The organism is Salipiger mangrovisoli (assembly GCF_015223355.1).
GTDB classification, from domain to species: Bacteria; Pseudomonadota; Alphaproteobacteria; order Rhodobacterales; family Rhodobacteraceae; genus Salipiger; species Salipiger mangrovisoli.
Genome location: NZ_JADFFK010000007.1, coordinates 193,352 through 209,906, shown reverse-complemented (window position 1 = coordinate 209,906; position 16,555 = coordinate 193,352). Strand labels below are relative to the sequence as shown.

Annotated in this window: 15 protein-coding genes; 7 read left to right on the top strand and 8 right to left on the bottom strand. The window is 67.6% G+C overall.

What is annotated here, in order from left to right; all coding sequences use genetic code 11:
• Nucleotides 1-66: 66 nt before the first annotated feature.
• The 4 genes from IQ782_RS11385 to dctP are packed head-to-tail and all read right to left on the bottom strand — an operon-like array spanning nt 67 to nt 3,318.
• The gene (locus tag IQ782_RS11385) at nt 67-441 is read right to left on the bottom strand and encodes an OsmC family protein (protein ID WP_194134753.1); all 375 of its coding nucleotides are present in this window, start codon (nt 439-441) and stop codon (nt 67-69) included.
• Nucleotides 442-457: 16 nt separating this feature from the next.
• Nucleotides 458-1,747 (bottom strand): TRAP transporter large permease, encoded by a 1,290-nt coding sequence (locus IQ782_RS11380; RefSeq protein ID WP_194134752.1) that lies wholly within the window; start codon nt 1,745-1,747, stop codon nt 458-460.
• A 29-nt stretch (nt 1,748-1,776) separates the two neighbouring features.
• Complete coding sequence (locus IQ782_RS11375; RefSeq protein WP_240989240.1) at nt 1,777-2,295, bottom strand: TRAP transporter small permease; 519 nt, start codon at nt 2,293-2,295, stop codon at nt 1,777-1,779.
• Nucleotides 2,296-2,304: 9 nt separating this feature from the next.
• Nucleotides 2,305-3,318 (bottom strand): TRAP transporter substrate-binding protein DctP, encoded by a 1,014-nt coding sequence (gene dctP, locus IQ782_RS11370; protein WP_194134751.1) that lies wholly within the window; start codon nt 3,316-3,318, stop codon nt 2,305-2,307.
• Between the two features lie 185 nt (nt 3,319-3,503).
• On the opposite strand from dctP, the gene IQ782_RS11365 reads away from it, so the two are divergent.
• Nucleotides 3,504-4,793 (top strand): PQQ-dependent sugar dehydrogenase, encoded by a 1,290-nt coding sequence (locus tag IQ782_RS11365; RefSeq protein WP_194134750.1) that lies wholly within the window; start codon nt 3,504-3,506, stop codon nt 4,791-4,793.
• Between the two features lie 108 nt (nt 4,794-4,901).
• On the opposite strand, the gene IQ782_RS11360 is transcribed toward IQ782_RS11365, so the two are convergent.
• Complete coding sequence (locus IQ782_RS11360; protein WP_194134749.1) at nt 4,902-6,770, bottom strand: serine protease; 1,869 nt, start codon at nt 6,768-6,770, stop codon at nt 4,902-4,904.
• 197 nt (nt 6,771-6,967) lie between these two features.
• Here IQ782_RS11360 and IQ782_RS11355 point away from each other — a divergent pair, with 197 nt between their 5' ends.
• Together IQ782_RS11355 and IQ782_RS11350 are read left to right on the top strand one after the other, a co-directional pair.
• Nucleotides 6,968-7,927: a glycine--tRNA ligase subunit alpha gene (locus tag IQ782_RS11355; protein ID WP_194134748.1), complete on the top strand. Its 960-nt coding sequence runs from the start codon at nt 6,968-6,970 to the stop codon at nt 7,925-7,927.
• Nucleotides 7,924-8,436 (top strand): DUF6446 family protein, encoded by a 513-nt coding sequence (locus IQ782_RS11350; RefSeq protein WP_194134747.1) that lies wholly within the window; start codon nt 7,924-7,926, stop codon nt 8,434-8,436. Before IQ782_RS11355 ends, IQ782_RS11350 begins: the two co-directional genes overlap by 4 nt.
• A 52-nt stretch (nt 8,437-8,488) precedes the next feature.
• Here the strand turns inward: IQ782_RS11350 and hemC are convergent, their stop codons facing one another.
• Nucleotides 8,489-9,457, bottom strand: a complete 969-nt coding sequence (hemC, locus tag IQ782_RS11345; RefSeq protein WP_194134746.1) for a hydroxymethylbilane synthase — start codon at nt 9,455-9,457, stop codon at nt 8,489-8,491.
• Nucleotides 9,458-9,566: 109 nt separating this feature from the next.
• Between hemC and hemE the strand changes: the two genes are divergently transcribed.
• Nucleotides 9,567-10,604 carry a uroporphyrinogen decarboxylase gene (gene hemE / locus IQ782_RS11340; protein ID WP_194134745.1) on the top strand — a complete coding sequence of 346 codons (1,038 nt, stop codon included), beginning with the start codon at nt 9,567-9,569 and terminating at the stop codon, nt 10,602-10,604.
• Nucleotides 10,605-10,611: 7 nt separating this feature from the next.
• Here hemE and IQ782_RS11335 read toward each other — a convergent pair whose 3' ends face one another.
• Nucleotides 10,612-11,616 (bottom strand): DMT family transporter, encoded by a 1,005-nt coding sequence (locus IQ782_RS11335; protein WP_194134744.1) that lies wholly within the window; start codon nt 11,614-11,616, stop codon nt 10,612-10,614.
• Between the two features lie 228 nt (nt 11,617-11,844).
• Between IQ782_RS11335 and IQ782_RS11330 the strand changes: the two genes are divergently transcribed.
• Both IQ782_RS11330 and IQ782_RS11325 read left to right on the top strand, forming a co-directional pair.
• Nucleotides 11,845-12,777 (top strand): ABC transporter ATP-binding protein, encoded by a 933-nt coding sequence (locus IQ782_RS11330; RefSeq protein WP_194134743.1) that lies wholly within the window; start codon nt 11,845-11,847, stop codon nt 12,775-12,777.
• Nucleotides 12,774-13,535, top strand: coding sequence for an ABC transporter permease (locus IQ782_RS11325; RefSeq protein ID WP_194134742.1), 762 nt, complete (start codon nt 12,774-12,776; stop codon nt 13,533-13,535). Before IQ782_RS11330 ends, IQ782_RS11325 begins: the two co-directional genes overlap by 4 nt.
• 365 nt (nt 13,536-13,900) lie before the next feature.
• Here the strand turns inward: IQ782_RS11325 and IQ782_RS11320 are convergent, their stop codons facing one another.
• Entirely contained in the window at nt 13,901-14,611 is a 711-nt protein-coding gene (locus tag IQ782_RS11320; RefSeq protein WP_194134741.1) for a Crp/Fnr family transcriptional regulator, read from the bottom strand.
• Nucleotides 14,612-14,732: 121 nt separating this feature from the next.
• On the opposite strand from IQ782_RS11320, the gene IQ782_RS11315 reads away from it, so the two are divergent.
• Complete coding sequence (locus IQ782_RS11315) at nt 14,733-16,553, top strand: DUF3604 domain-containing protein (protein ID WP_194134740.1); 1,821 nt, start codon at nt 14,733-14,735, stop codon at nt 16,551-16,553.
• The last annotated feature ends 2 nt before the right edge of the window (nt 16,554-16,555 follow it).

The following is a 16,555-nucleotide window of genomic DNA, read 5'->3' as shown; positions in this document are numbered from 1 at the left end:
ACGAAGATGACGTCACATGCCCCATCCGGCGCGGCTTCACAAGCCGCGCGCGGGGGTATGGCGGCCTCACTCCAGAGTGATCTTGCAGTTCAGCGTGTTGCTGACGGTGCACATGGACTTTGCCTCGCGCACCATCTCCTCGGCAAGGTCGCCGTCGATCCGGCAGACCATGGACTGCAGGCGCCCCGGCTCGTCGATGGACTTCTCGGCGGTCACGGTGATGGCATAGGCGGGCAGCGCCACCCCGTCACGCTTGGCGACGATGCGCAGCGATTCCACAAGGCAATGCGCCACCGAGGCCATGAGCGTCAGAACCGGCTTGTCGTAGGGCGGATGGGGCAGCGGCGCGCCGCCCTCGCCCGAGACGAAGCGCACCGGGCCTTCGGGATCGAAGAGCACCGAGACCGGGCCGAAGCGCTTGGGGCGGAGTTTCAGGGCCATTTGGGAAAACCTTTCCTCAGAACAACAGGTTGGGCAGGTAGAGCGCGATGACCGGGAAGATCGTCAGCACCACCAGCGCGAAGAGATGGATGAGCCAATAGGGCACCGTCGCGGTCGCCACCCGGCCAAGGCTGATTTCGTTCTTGGTCAAGCTCGACAGGACCGAAAGATTGAGACCCACCGGCGGCGTCACCTGGCCGATCTCGATGACGATGGTGATCAGCACGCCCACCCAGATCGGATCGTAGCCGAGCCCGGTCAGCAGCGGGAAGACCACGGGCAAGGTCATGATCATCAGCGACAGCCCGTCGAAGAAGCAGCCGAGGACGAGGTAGATCAGCACCACGATCAGCAGGATGCTGTATTGCCCCAGCCCGCTCGCGGCGACGGCGCTCAGGATCTGCTGCGGGATGCCGAGGATGCTCACCGACTGCGCGAGGATCGTCGCGCCCAGCACGACAAAGCCGATCGCGGCAAAGAGCAGCGTCGAATGGAAGATCGCATCGAGCAGCTTGCGCAGCGTGAGGTCCCCCCAAAGGAAGGAGATGACAGTGGCCAGCACGACGCCGAGCCCCGCCGCCTCGGTGGGCGTGGCGATGCCGCCGATGATGCTGCCGATCACCGCGACGATCAGGATCAGCAGCGGCCAGACCTGGCTGAAGCCGCGCAGGATGTCTCGCAGCGGCAGGCCACTCTCGTCGCGCGGGGCGATCTGCGGATGGCGCAGCGCCTTGAGCAGGATGTAGGCCATGAACATCAGCCCGATCATCAGCCCCGGCAGGATGCCCGCCATGAAAAGCCGTCCGATCGAGGTCTCGGTCAGCGCGCCGTAGATCAGGAACGACAGGCTCGGCGGGATCAAGAGGCCCAGCGTGCCGCCCCCCGCGAGGCTGCCGACGATGACGTCCTTGTCATAGCCGCGCCGGACCATCTCGGGATAGGCCACCGAGCCCACTGCCGCCGCCGTCGACATGCTCGACCCGCTGACCGCGCCGAAAAGCGTGCAGACGGCGATATTGGTGTGCAGCAATCCACCCGGCACCCGGCGGAAGAGTGGCGCGAAAGCGGAATAGGCGCGGTTGCTCACGCCGCTGTGCAGCAGGATTTCTCCCAGCAGGATGAACAGCGGCACCGCACTGAGGGTGAAGGCGTTGAAGACGCCCCAGATCGCATCCACCGCCAGCGACGTCGCGCCATTGGAATAGACGTGCAGCAGCGCCAGCCCCGTGAGGCCAAGCGCCGCGCCGAGCGCGACGCCGGTCGAGGCGCAGAACACCATGACGCCGATCAGCGTGGTCCAGAACATGGGTTACCTGTCCTTCGAGGGGGTCATGGTCATTGCAGTTCCTCGGGTGCGTGCGGCCGTTCGGGGGCCAGCAGGCCGAGCAGCCGCCCGGCGAAGATCACCCATGTGACCGCCACCGAGAGCGGCAGCGCCGCCATCCAGGGGTAGAGCAGCACGCGCGCGGTCTCGGACTTGAGATTGCGCTTCCAGGCGAATTCGAACCAGGGGATCGCCTCCAGCAGGATCCAGCCGAAGAAGAGCACCCCGACCAGCATCGCCGCGATGCGCAGAAGCCGAGGAATCCGGCTCTGCAGGGCGTCGGCGACGATCGAGACCCGCACATGCTCGGCCCGCAGGGTCACCAGCGGCAGCGCGAGAAAGAGCATGGCGCTCAGCATCAGCCCCACCATGTCCTCGGTGATATGGACGGGCGAATTGAAGAACCGCCGCATGACGACGCTGGTGGTGATGATCCCGACGATCCCCACCATGGCAACGGCAGCCATCAGCGCCATGGCGAGGGCCAGAAGTTCCAGCCCCCGCGCCAGCATGTGTTTCAGCGCTCCCATCGCCGTGGATCAGCGACCGAGCGCTTCGAGCACGCGGGCGCGGTAGTCCATGGCGTTGCCGCCGGCTTCCTCGGCAAGCATCGCCCAGGTCTCGGACACGGCTTCCATGAACTGCGCGCGGTCGGCCTCGGGGAAGTCCTCACCCCAGGTCACGCCCATCTCGCCCAGCTTCTCGCGCGCGGCCATCTCGGCCTCGGCGTCCTTGTCGTATTGATTGGTGCGCTCCCAGAGGGCGTCCGCTGCCGTGGTGATCGCTGCCTGGATCTCCGGGTCGGTGGACTCCCATGTGTCCGTGGCGACGCCCAGCGTGTAGGGCGCCGAGGCCATCGGGTAGAGGAAGGAGGCGTATTTCGTCACCTCCTGCAACGAGATCGTGCTGGCGTAGAGCGCCGGGTAGAGCGCGCAATCCACCACGCCGGTCTTCAACGCCACGTAGGTCTCTTCCTGCGGGATGATCTGCGCGGCCACGCCGAGCTTGGTGAAGGTCTCGACCTGCTCGCGCGCCCAGACCCGCAGCTTGACGTCCTTGAGGTCCTGAAGCGTGTGGATCGGCTCGTCGCGGCAGAAGACCGAAACCGAGAGCGTCGGGATCGCCACGAAGCCGACGGTGGTCACACCCCAGTCGGTGTATTCTTCCTCGTAGATCTGTTGCGCCACGGGCAGCACCGCCTTCAGCTCGTCGACGGTGCTGATCGCCCCCTGCACGAAGACCGAGGACAGCGCCGGAGCATCGCGGCCAAGGTAGTTCGACCACATCAGGCTCATCTCCACCGCGCCGCGCGGCAGCACGCGCAGCAGGTCGGTGTTCTTCAGCCCAAGCGAGCCGCCGCTGTAGACGGTCAGCTTGAAATCCTTGCCGTCGAGCGCCGTGTTCACCTCGTCGGCGAACTGCTCGATCTGCGCGGTTTCCGGCCGGGTCTCGGGCAGGAAGTTGTTGAGGCGCCACTCCTCGGCCGTGGCCGAGGTCGCGGCAGCGCCGGCGATGGCAGCGCCGAAAAGCGCGGTACGGAAGGGTTTGGTCATTGGCGTTTTTCCTCTCGGCCGATCTCGGGGCCGCTGATTAACAAAAAGCCCAGCTTATACAATCCGTGCAACTGCTTGACCTCAGGGAGCAATCGCCGGGTGCGGGTGCGTGCAAACGTCGCGGGACCCCTTTGCCCTTCATCCCGCCTGCGGTAGGTTCGCGCAAACACTGGCTGGGGGCTGACATGGATTTCATGGCACGCGTGACCGCGATGATCGGCGGCACAATGGTTCTACTTCGGCGCGCAAGCGCGCCGGGCACACAGGCGTTCGGCGCAAATCCTAGCATACCGGAGGCCAAGAAACAGGGGATCATGACCCTGAAGATGCCGACCGCCAAGGGCTGGGAGCCGGGCCACACGCCAACCGCCGCGCCGGGCCTGAAGGTCAACGCCTTTGCCTCGGAGCTGCTCCACCCGCGCTGGATCGAGGTGCTGCCGAACGGCGACGTGCTGGTCGCCGAGGCGATGCAGCAGGGCCGCCCGCCGAAGACGCTCTTCGACCGCGCCATGCATGCCACCATGCGCCGGGCGCGGGCGCTCGGCACCAGCGCCAACCGGATCACCCTCTGGCGGGACGAAGATGGCGACGGCGTCGCCGAGCGGCGCGAGATCTTCCTTGAGAACCAGAACCAACCCTTTGGCATGGCGCTGGTGGACGGCACCTTCTACGTCGGCAACACCGACGGCATCGTCGCCTTCCCCTACGCGGAGGGCGCAACGTCGCTCACCGGCGAGGGCCGCAAGCTGGTGGAATTCAAGCCGCATGGCCACTGGACGCGTAGCCTGATCGTCTCTCCCGACCGCAGCAAGATCTACGCCGGCGTCGGCTCGCTCAGCAACATCGGGGACGAGGGGCTGGAGGTCGAGGAGGGCCGCGCGGCGATCTGGGAGCTGGATCTCGCAACCGGCGCGTCCCGCGTCTTCGCCTCGGGCCTGCGCAATCCCGTCGGCCTGGCCTGGGAGCCCGCGACGGGGGCGCTCTGGACCGTGGTCAACGAGCGCGACGGGCTCGGCGACGAGACCCCGCCGGACTACCTCACCTCGGTGCAGGACGGCGGCTTCTACGGTTGGCCCTTCTGCTACTGGGGACAGATCGTCGACGACCGCGTGCCGCAGGACGCCGCAAAGGTGGCCCGCGCGATCCAGCCCGACTACGCGCTCGGCGGGCACACCGCCTCGCTGGGGCTGTGCTGGATGCCCGCGGGCACCCTGCCCGGCTTCCCGGATGGCATGGTGATCGGCCAGCACGGATCGTGGAACCGCTCGACGCTGAGCGGCTACAAGCTGGTCTTCGTGCCCTTCGAGGACGGCAAGCCCTCCGGACCCGCGCGCGACATCCTCTCGGGTTTCCTCGCCGAGGACGAAAGCGTCTCCTACGGGCGGCCGGTCGGGGTCTGCATCGGGCCGGACGGCAAGTCGCTGCTCATGGCCGACGACGTCGGCGACATCATCTGGCGGGTGACCGCGGCGTGACCGACCGACAAGAAAGGGGGGCGCTGCCCCCCTCTTCGCCTACCGGCGAATTCACCCCTCGGGATATTTCCGCCTAGAAGACGCAGGCGGCGCGCGGCGCGGCGGCCCTCACTCCCAGCAGTTGACCGCCACGGTCATGTCGCGGGCAGCGGCGGTGAGGTCCTCGGGGGCCATGACGCCCTCGCCCTGCGACGACGTCCCCGAGACGCCGGCCGACTGCAGGAAGGCCAGCAGTGCCGAGGCATCGGTGGCGAAGGCGACATCCTCGGGCAGCTGTTTCGCGCCCGCATCGCGCGGCATCAGCACGCCGACCACCGCGCCGCCCGCGTCGAGCACCGGACCGCCCGCATCGCCCGGCGTCACCTCGACCGCCAGCCGCGCCAGGGTCTCCTCGCCGCCGAGGCCCTTGCTGTCTTCCAGCGCGCCGAAGGTCAGCGTCGCCGCGCTCAGCACGCCGCCATAGGGAAAGCCCGCGACGGCCACTTCGGAGCCGAGCCGCGGCATGTCGGTCCGCAGCCGCGCCACGCCGCGCGGCGCCAGCGCCGAGGTCGCGCGCAGCAGCGCCACGCCGAGGGTCGCATCGCTTTGCACGAGCTCGGCCCCATAGCTGCCGTCGAGCGTCAGCCGGCCGCACCCGGCGACCGAGGCGGCCGAGGTGAGCAGCGCGCCGCGCGCGTCAACGAAGAAACCCGCGACGGTCTCGCGCGGCTTGCGGATCGGCAGGCCGGAGACGAGATCGAGCGACTGGCCGTCGTCGCTGACCGAGGCCGGGTCGAGCACGCCGGGAGTGGCGCGGAAGCTGGTCTTCATGATGTTCACGATGCGCTCGAAACGGGCCTCGTCGCCTGCCGGCCAGACCAGTGTCCAGCCCTTGATCTGCCCGTCCCGCAGCTGCACCTCGGTGTGGCTGGTGATGCGCGCGTTGGCGCCGCTGAGGCTGAAGCCATCGCGGCGCAGGCTGCGCGGGCCGTTGACCGGCACGATGGCAAGCGTCTGGAGGATCTCGTAGAGCCCGCCAAGCGCCTTGCGGTCGCCCGGCTGGCTGATCAGCAGCGCCTGTGCCTCGGGCAGCTCGCCGTTGCCCTTGTAGATCGCGAAGGGCGCCTCGCGGCGGTCGAAGGCCAGCACGCCCATCGGCAGCTCGATGGCGATGCCTGCCTTGGCGTCGGTGACCTGCTGCATCGCCGTGCCCTCGAGTACGGCGTTGTATTTGCCGATGAGGTCGGCGCGCTGGCGCGTGGTGAGGATGCCGGTCACCTCGTAGCCGTTGTCACGCTGCCAGGCACCCATCGCCATGCGCGTGCCATTGCCGAAAGCGCCATCAATGGCGCTGTCGTAATGGCCCGACCAGCGCAGCGCCACCTGCAGTTGCTGGCGCTCGGCGGCGCTGAGCTGCGCTTCGCTGCGGCGCGCCTGAGCCGGGGTTTCCTCGGGGATCGACGGCTGCGGCTGCGGCTGCGGCTTGGGCTCCGCAATAGCCACCTGCTCTGCGGCGGGCGCCTCGGTCGCGGCCTCTGGCGCTGCGCTGGCGCCAGCGGTCCGCTCGCCGACCTGTTCGGCCAGCGCGGCGGCCAGCGACGAGACCTGACCTTCGGGGGCGGGATCGAGCGGCGCGGCGGTCACGGGCGGCTGGCTCGCGCCGCGGCCCGCGCCGACCGGCCAGAACTGGCGACCGTATTCGCCCGCCGCAGCGAGGTAGGAATCGCGCGGGATGCGCCCGGCGGCGCGCAGGCTGCGCAGCTGTTCGGCGGCGACTTCGGGCGCGAACGGGCCGAGCGCGATGCCGTACCAGCCGCCGCCCAGCGAGAAGCCGTTCACGTCCTGCAGCCCGCCCGCATAGTCGCGCAGGCGCGCCTCTGCCTCGTTCAGGCTGGGCTGCGCCTCGATCTGGATGTAGACCACGTCGCCCTGCTGCGCCGCGGCACCATGGGCGAGCAACGCCGCGGTCGCTCCTGCAATGAGAATGGATCTGAACATGGCTGTACTCGCTCCTCGGCCCCGGTCGTCTGTTGGTTTCTTGTTTTCGCGAGGACTCTGTAACAGACCCCCCGCTCGCGTCATCTCAAAAGATGGTCAGGCTGGCGCATTGACCCTTGACCGTTGCACGCATAATCAGGCAGCCGACCAGTGGACGACGGGCGCCCGCACAGGCGACGCGCAAGGGGAAAGATGCCATGAGCGAGATCCGCAGCGAAAGCAGCAAGCCGCGCAGCTTCCAGGAGATCATCCTGCGGCTGCAGACCTATTGGGCCTCCAAGGGCTGCGCCGTGCTGCAGCCCTATGACATGGAAGTGGGTGCCGGCACCTTCCACCCGGCCACCACGTTGCGCGCGCTCGGCTCGAAGCCCTGGGCGGCGGCCTACGTGCAGCCCTCGCGCCGCCCGACCGACGGGCGCTACGGCGAGAACCCGAACCGGCTGCAGCATTACTACCAGTACCAGGTGCTGATCAAACCGAGCCCGCCGGACCTGCAGGCGCTCTACCTCGGCAGCCTCGAGGCCATCGGCATCGACATGGCGCTGCACGACATCCGCTTTGTCGAGGACGACTGGGAAAGCCCGACGCTGGGCGCCTGGGGGCTTGGCTGGGAAGTCTGGTGCGACGGTATGGAAGTCTCGCAGTTCACCTACTTCCAGCAGGTCGGCGGCCATGACTGCCACCCGGTCTCGGGCGAGCTGACCTATGGGCTCGAGCGCCTTGCCATGTACGTGCTCGGCATCGACCACGTGATGGAGATGCCGTTCAACGACCCCGACGCGCCGATCGCACTGAGCTACGGCGACATCTTCCGCCAGACCGAGGAAGAATACTCGCGCTGGAACTTCGACGTGGCCAACACCGAGGTGCTGCTGCGCCACTTCGAGGAGGCCGAGGCCGAATGCGAGGCGATCCTCGCGCGCACGCATGACGACCCCAAGACCGGCAAGCGCATCGTCATGGCCCACCCGGCCTACGACCAGTGCATCAAGGCCTCGCATCTGTTCAACCTGCTCGACGCGCGCGGCGTGATCTCGGTCACCGAACGGCAGGCCTATATCGGCCGGGTGCGCACGCTGGCGAAGAAATGCGCCGACGCCTTCGTCAGCACCGAGGCCGGTGGCTGGACCGCCGAAGCCGCGGAGACCGCCGCGTGAGCGGCAAGATCCTCGCGATCTTCATCGTTGCGGCCGCGCTGATCTTCGGCGCGGTCGTCTACTACGCGCAGGTCTACTATTTCTATGAGCCGCTCGCCGGGGCCGAGGCGCGTGTCGTGCTGACCCCGCTGGATCGCGGCGATCCGCGCGACATTCCGTTCCGCGACTTCGAGGGGATCGACGCGGACTCCTCGCCGATCCGCTACCGCGCCTGCTTCACCACCTCCGAACGGCCCGATACGCTCGACCCGGTGTTCGAGCGCTACGAGGGCGCCGAGCCGCGCAATGCGCCCGACTGGTTCGGCTGCTTCGACGCCGAGGAGATCGGCGCGCAGATCGAGGCGGGCACGGCGCATGTCTACACTTCGCAGCGCAACATCGAATTCGGCATCGACCGGGTCGTGGCGATCAGCGACGAAGGGCGCGGCTACGTCTGGGAAGAGGTGAACGAGTGCGGCGACAAGACCTATGACGGCACGCCGCTCGGCGAGGATTGCCCGGAGAGATAAGAGGCAGGGCGCAAGCCGTCTCCGGCCCGCGCCCCGTCTGATCCTATCAGCGCTACTTCCAGGCGAAGAAGCCCTCGCCCGCACGCTCCAGCAGCTCGCGCGCCAGATCGGCGCCCATGCGCGCGCCTTCGGCGATCGGACCGCGGCGTTCACCGGAAAGCGCCTCGGTCCCGTCCGGGCGCAGGATCTCGCCGCGCAGCCAGAGCGTGTCGCCGTCGAGCAGCGCGAGCCCCGCGATCGGCGTCTCGCAGCTGCCATCGAGCGTGCGCAGGAAAGAGCGTTCGGCATCCAGACGCGCCTGCGTCGGCCGGTCGTGGATCGCATCCAGCATCGCCGCCGCGCGCCCGTCCGCTGTGCGGCGCTCGATGCCGATGGCCCCTTGCGCCACGGCGGGCAGCATGTCCTCGGGGTCGATCGGCGTCATGTGCTCCCCGGTCATGTTCATCCGGTTTAGCCCGGCCATGGCTAGGAAGCTGCAGGCGGCGACGCCGTCCTCGAGCTTCTTGAGGCGCGTCTGCACGTTGCCGCGGAACTCGACCACCTGCAGGTCGGGGCGGCGGTGCAACAGCTGCGCCCGGCGGCGCAGCGACGAGGTGCCGACCACGGTGCCCTCGGGCAGCTCGGCGATGGCCGAATGCGCGGGCGAGATGAAGCAGTCGCGCACGTCCTCGCGCGGCAGGTAGCAATCGAGGATCAGCCCCTCGGGCTGCTCGGTCGGCATGTCCTTCATCGAGTGCACGGCGATGTCGATGCCGCCCGACAGCAGCTGCTCCTCGATCTCCTTGGTGAACAGCCCCTTGTTGCCGATTTCCTTCAGCGGCCGGTCGGCGGCGATCATCGCGCGGTCGTCGCCGGTGGTCTTGATCACCACGATCTCGAAAGCCTCGGCGGGCAGGTCGAAATGCGCGGCCAGCCGGTCGCGGGTCTCATGCGCCTGCGCCAGCGCCAGCGGCGAGCCGCGGGTGCCGATCTTCAACGGGGCGTCGGGCGAAGGCAGGGTGATGGGGGTCTCGATTGTCATGGCCCGAGCTTTATGTCGCGGGAGAAGCTGTGGCAATGGGGGCCGATTTGACATATTGCCGCCCCCAGACGACGGACCTGAAAGACACGAAAGAAAGACGGGGGTTCCCATGACCAAGACGATCCTGCGCGCGCTGGCCGGCGAGACCCTGCCCACCCCGCCGATCTGGATGATGCGCCAGGCCGGGCGCTACCTGCCCGAGTACCGCGCCACGCGGGCGCAGGCCGGGGACTTCCTGTCGCTGTGCTACAACCCCGAACTCGCCGCCGAGGTGACGCTGCAGCCGATCCGCCGTTACGGCTTCGATGCGGCGATTCTCTTCGCCGACATCCTGCTGCTGCCGCAGGCGCTGGGGCTCGACCTGTGGTTCGTCACCGGCGAAGGCCCGCGGCTTTCGACCATCCAGACCGATGCCGACCTTGCCGCGCTGAATCCGGTGGACGCGATCCACGACACGCTGAACCCGGTCTACGAGACGGTGAAGATCCTCTCGCGCGAACTGCCGTCCGAGACCACGCTGATCGGCTTTGCCGGCGCGCCCTGGACTGTGGCGACCTACATGATCGCCGGGCGCGGCACCAAGGACCAGGGCCCGGCGCATGCGCTCAAGGCCGAGAACCGCAAGCTCTTCGAGGGCATCCTCGACGTGCTGACGCAGGGCACCATCGAATATCTGACCAAGCAGGTCGAGGCCGGGGCCGAGGTAGTGAAGCTCTTCGACAGCTGGGCCGGCTCGCTCGAGGGCGACGATTTCCGCAAGTACGCGCTCGAGCCCGCCCGGATCATCACCCAGGAGATGAAGGCGCGCTTCCCCGGCCTGCCGGTCATCGCCTTCCCGCGCCAGGCCGGCGAGGGCTACATCGGCTTCCACGCGGCGACCGGTGCCGATTGCGTCGCGGTGGATGACAGCGTGACGCCCGAATGGGCCGCCCAGCACGTGCAGGTCTCGGGCTGCGTGCAGGGCAACCTTGCCTCGTCGCACATGGTCACCGGCGGCGACGCTTTGGTGCGCGAGACGCAGCGGGTCGTGAAGGCCTTCTTGAAGGGGCCGCATATCTTCAACCTCGGGCACGGCATCACCCCCGACGCCGACCCCGAGAACGTTCAGCTGATGATCGACACCGTGCGCAGCACGGTCACGGCCTAGATCCTACCTAGTGCCTGACGGCGGTGCTGCCGCGCCGCCGTCCCGGCTGCGGCCGCGACCGCGCCCGCTCGCGCAGGAAGACCACCAGCCCCGCCCCGACGATCAGCGCGCAGCCGATCCAGGTGGCGGGGATTGGCCATTCTCCGAAGATCGCCCAGCCCCAGAAGATCGCCAGCGGCAGCCCGACATATTCGAAGGGCGCGATCACCGCCGCGTCGGCCATCCGGTAGGCGGCACTGAGCGCATAGCCGACGAATCCCGAGATGCAGCCGAGCGCGAGGAAGACCAGCGCATCCTCCGCGCTCGGGATCACCCAGGGCCGCAACAGGAAACGCGCCGCCTCGCTCTCGAAGCTGTCCATGTAGCGCCCGTCCCCCGCGACGAGGTAGAAGCCAGCCGAGACCACCAGGAACATCAGCTGCAGGTGCACCGCCAGCGCCGAGGCCCGCGTGGTCACCCCCAGCTTGCGCGTCAGCACCTGCAGCAGCGCGTAGAGCAGCGCCGACACGACCGGCAGCAGTAGCGCCAGCCGCGACGCCGCCGCGCCCTCGGGCGCCGCTGCCCAGGGCTGCTGCATGACCACCACGCCGAGAAAGCCGACGAAGACCGCGCCGAGCCGCCAGGGCCCGACCCGCTCGCCGAGGATCGGCACCGAGAGCAGCGTGATGAACAGCGGCGCCACGAAGAACAGCGCCGTCGCCTGACCCAGCGGCATGATCGCGACCGAGGCGTAGAAACTCATGTTGGCAAGCACCACCAGCACCCCGCGCGCCAGATGCAGCAGCGGCGTGTCGCTGCGCAGCAGCCGCCAGCCGCCCTCGAGCTGCAGCAGCACGAGGATGATGCACAGCCCCACCGCCGCGCGGGACGCGACGATCTGGTGCAGCGGGTAGCCGCCCGAGAGCAGCTTGATCAGCATGTCGTTGATCGAGATCCCCGCAACCCCCGCGCAGATCAGCGCGATTCCGAGGCCGGGACGATGAAGGCTGGGGATGGGTGCGGCAAGTGTCATGGGCTGGCTCTAGCCCGGCGGAGCGGCCGGCGCCATATGGAAACGCGCGGGCCCCCTCCTTCGAAGAAGGTCGCAAATATCTTCAAGGAGATTTGCCCGGCGCGGCCGGGGAGCTCCTGACAAGAACCGGCAGCAGGCGCGCCGCGCACAGCCCGCCCTGCCATATCGCACGTTGCGCTTTGCGCCCGCGGGCCTAGGTTTGCGCTCACAGCAGACGGAGAATACCCCATGGCCATGGTCGAGGTGGCGCAGCTCGCCAAGAAATACGACGGCGGTTTCGAGGCGCTGAAAGGCGTCGACCTGTCGATCGCCGAGGGCGAGATCCTCGCCCTGCTCGGCCCCAATGGCGCGGGCAAGACGACGCTGATCTCGATCATCTGCGGGCTGGTCACCCCGACCGGCGGCCAGGTGCGCGTCGGCGGCCACGACATCCTCGCCGACTACCGTTCCACGCGCCGCCTCATCGGGCTGGTGCCGCAGGAGATCAACCTCGAACCCTTCGAGAAGGTGCTCAACACGGTGCGCTTCTCGCGCGGGCTTTTCGGGCTGAAACGCGATGACGCGCTGATCGAGGACGTGCTGCGCCGGCTCTCGCTCTGGGACAAGCGTGATACGCCGATCCGCGCGCTCTCTGGCGGCATGAAGCGGCGGGTGCTCATCGCCAAGGCGCTGGCGCATGAGCCCAAGGTGCTGTTCCTCGACGAGCCCACCGCAGGTGTCGACGTGGAACTGCGCCGCGACATGTGGGAGATCGTCGCCGGGCTCAAGGCGCAGGGCACGACGATCATCCTCACCACGCATTACATCGAGGAGGCCGAGGCCATCGCCGATCGCATCGGGGTGATCAACCGCGGCCGCATCCTGCTGGTCGAGGACAAGCACAGCCTGATGACCCGCATGGGCCGCAAGGAGCTGCGGGTGCTGCTCGACAGCCCGCTCGAGACCTTGCCCGCCGCGCTCGAGGGGCGCGGGCTCGAACTGCTCGACGACGGGCGGTTGCTGGTCCACAGCTACGACAGCACCGCCGAGCGTAGCGGCATCGCCCGTCTGATGGCCGATCTGGCGGCAGAAGGGATCGCGGTGCGCGATGTCGCCACCCGGCAGAGCTCGCTCGAGGAGATTTTCGTCAGCATGGTCCACAACGAGGAGGACGAGGCATGAATCTCCGGGGCGTCTGGGCCATCTACCGCTACGAGATGAGCCGCTTCTTCCGCACGCTGATGCAAAGCTTCCTGTCGCCGGTGATCTCGACCTCGCTCTATTTCGTGGTCTTCGGCGCCGCCATCGGCTCGCGCATCGACGAGGTCGAGGGCGTCAGCTACGGCGCCTTCATCGTGCCGGGGCTGGTGATGCTCTCGGTGATCACCCAGGCGATCTCCAATGCCAGCTTCGGCATCTACTTCCCCAAGTTCATCGGCACGATCTACGAGCTTCTGTCAGCCCCGGTGAACTTCCTCGAAATCGTCCTCGGCTACGTCGGCGCGGCGGCAACCAAGGCGCTGTTCATCGGCGCGGTGATCCTGGCCACGGCAACGCTTTTCGTCGATCTGCACATCGCACACCCGCTTGCGATGGTGGTCTTTCTCCTGCTCACCTGCATCAGTTTCTCGCTGCTGGGCTTCATCATCGGCATCTGGGCGGGCAATTTCGAGCAACTCCAGCTCGTGCCGCTGCTCGTGGTCACCCCGCTGATCTTCCTCGGCGGCAGCTTCTACTCGATCTCGATGCTGCCGCCGATCTGGCAGACGATCACCCTGTTCAACCCCGTGGTCTACCTGATCTCGGGCTTCCGCTGGGCTTTCTTCGGCATGGCCGACGTGCCGATCGGTCTGAGCCTGCTGGCGATCGCGGCCTTCACCGGCCTCTGCCTCGCGGTGATCTGGTGGATCTTCCGCACCGGCTGGCGCTTGCGCAGCTGAGGAACCCCGGCCCAGGGCCGCGCCTCTGTCCCTTCTTCTCTTGCCAAATACGCCAGGGGTGAATTGGCCGCAGGCCAAGAGGGGGCAGCGCCCCCTGCGACCTCGATATTGGTCTTCGAACGAAGGCAGGCAGCCCTCTTCGCCAAGGCCCGCCTGGCGGAGCAAACTTCGGCAACAGCCCGAACGGAAGCTTCGTCTAGAGTTGCCCCGCCTGATGAAGCGGGTCTTCGTCCCGAGACCAATGGACGGCCAGGGACCGGACCTTCCTGCCGTCCGCCGCCGGGCCGCAACTCGGATCCGACTGCACGGGCTCGGCAACCAGCGCAAGGCACCCGCCGCGCCAACCGGAGGGTCTGAAAACCGCCCTACGCCAAACCCAGCGCCTTTTGATGCACAACCTCGATCTCCCGATAGCCGAGCCGGATCATCCCCTCCTGCGCGAGTTGCCTCAGCGCATCCCCCGCCGCGTTGCGCGAGAGGTTGGCGATCTCGGCGAACTCGGCCTGCGAGATCGGCAGCACGGGCGGATCGAGCGGCGCGCCGGCGGCAAAGGGCAGACCCTCGCCCAGCAGGATGCGGAGTGTCAGCTTGCTGCGCTCGAGCGGATGGGGGCAACGGTTCGCGGCGACAACCGCGAAGGCATGGTCGATAACGCCGACCGAGATGAAAGCGATGCGGCGCCAGATGTCGAGCCCGTCGCGGTCGAGGCGCGCGGCGGCCTCGGCGGGCAGGTGCGCGATGCGGCAGGGGGTGCGGGCGACATGGGCCCCGCGCTTCGGGCTGCGGGTGAGCAGCGCGCTGTCGCCGAACCACCAGCCGGTGGTCGCGACGTGGACCAAAGTGGGCTCCATCGCGCCCGGCGAGATCAGCACGTCGAGCCAGCCGTCGATCAGCCCGTAGAGCCCGCCATCTTCGCCGCCGAGGTGCATGGCGCTTTCGCCCGCGCCGAGAGTCATGAGCAGGCAATTGTCGAGCAGAGCGGTGCGGAAATCCGCCGGCTGACGGACCAGCCAGCCGCGTCCCTCGAGCCGCAGCCTATCCTCTGCCGTCAGGTCGTTATTTTTCGAAATGCCCATGGGTGGTCAGTGTTACTCCGATGCGCCGGATAGTCTACTCCCGCTATGCGTGAGCTATTCGCGTGTTACGCTGCCGTTATTACCAACCTTCGGATTCCTTCCGGAACGAGGACATTTGATCATGAAACGACCCAATTTCCTGCCCCTGATGGGTCTTGGCGCGCTCCTTGCGACGACGGCCACCGGCGCATTGGCGCAGGCCACCGAGGCCGACGCCCCGACGAATCCGCTGAAGGAGGCCTATTTCGGCGAGCAGCACGTCCATACCGGCGTGTCGATGGATGCCTTCATCGGCGGCAACCGGCTGACGCCTGACGACGCCTACCGCTTCGCCAAGGGCGAGGAGATCATGGTCAACGGCAGCCTGCACAAGATCAAGCGCCCGCTCGATTTTGTCGCGGTCACCGACCACGCGGAATTCATGGGCGAGGCCTACAGCCTGATGACCGAGGGCGCGCCGGGCTATGACGACGAGATCGCCGTGGCCTTCCGCACCGCGCCGGATCTCGAGACAGCTTTGGGGCTCTACGGCAAGTACGTGCTGACGCCGCTGGCCGGCGGCGGCGAGCCGCACCCGTCCTTCTTCCAGGGCGAGGAGGCGATCAAGACGACCTGGCAGAAGAACTACGAGGCGACCGAGAAGCACTACAACCCGGGCACCTTCACCACGATCCACGCCTATGAATGGACCTCGGCGCCGGGCGGGGCGAACCAGCACCGCAACATCTTCTTCCGCGACACCAACGTGCCCGACATGCCGTTCTCGTCGAACGAGGGCGCCGATCCCGAGATGCTCTGGTCCTGGATGCAGACCCAGCGCGACGACGGCAGAAAGGTCTTTGCCATCCCGCACAATTCCAACGAATCCAAAGGGCTGCTCTTTGCCGAGGCGAGCCTGACCGGCGTGCCGATCGGCCAGGAGTACGCCGAGACCCGCGCCTCGATGGAGCCGCTGATCGAGATGATGCAGGTGAAGGGCAACTCCGAGGTGGTGCCGAACTTCTGGCCCAACGACGAGTTCGCCGATTTCGAGAATGCCGTGTCGATCCAGCGCTTCAACGGCAGGGCCTTCGTGAAGGAGAACTTCGTGCGCTACGGGCTCGGGCGCGGCATCAAGTACAATGCCGACCTCGGGGTGAACCCGTTCAAATACGGCTTCGTCGGCGGCACCGACAGCCACAACGGCACCCCGAGCAACGTCGAGGAGGACAACTTCGCCGTCGGCAGCCACGGCTATGCCGACCAGACCGCCGAGATCCGATCGACCTCGGTGCTCGAGGGCGAGATGCTGATCTCCGACGTGAACCCCGGCGCGCTGACCGCGGTCTGGGCCGAGTCCAACACCCGCGGCGCTATCTGGGATTCCATGCAAGCCAAGGAGACATTCGCCACCTCCGGCCCGCGCATGAAGGTGCGCGTCTTCGCCGGGCAGGGCTTTGCCGAGAGCTACGACAGCTATGACGCCATGGTCACCGACGGCTACGCCAAGGGCGTGCCGATGGGCGGCGACTACACCGGAACCGAGGCGCCGCAGTTGCTCGTCTGGGCGATGAAAGACCCGATCGGGCCCAACCTCGACCGCATCCAGATCATCAAGGGCTGGTACGAAGACGGCGAGATGAAGGACAGGATCTACGACGTCGTGGCCTCCGGCGACCGCCTGCAGGCGGATGGCAGCGTCACGCCCGTGGATGCGCCGATCAACATGGAGACGGGGGAGTTCGACGCCGAGAAGGGCGATCCCGAGCTGATGACGGTCTGGACCGATCCCGACTGGAACCCCGATGTCGAGGCCTTCTACTACGCCCGCGTGCTGCAGCTGCCGACCGCGCGCTGGACGCTCTACGACGAGCTGCGCGAGGGGGTGAGCTACCCCGAGGACGTCAAGCGCGAGCTGGTCGAGCGCGCCTGGGCCTCGCCGATCTGGCACGAGGTGAACTGAGG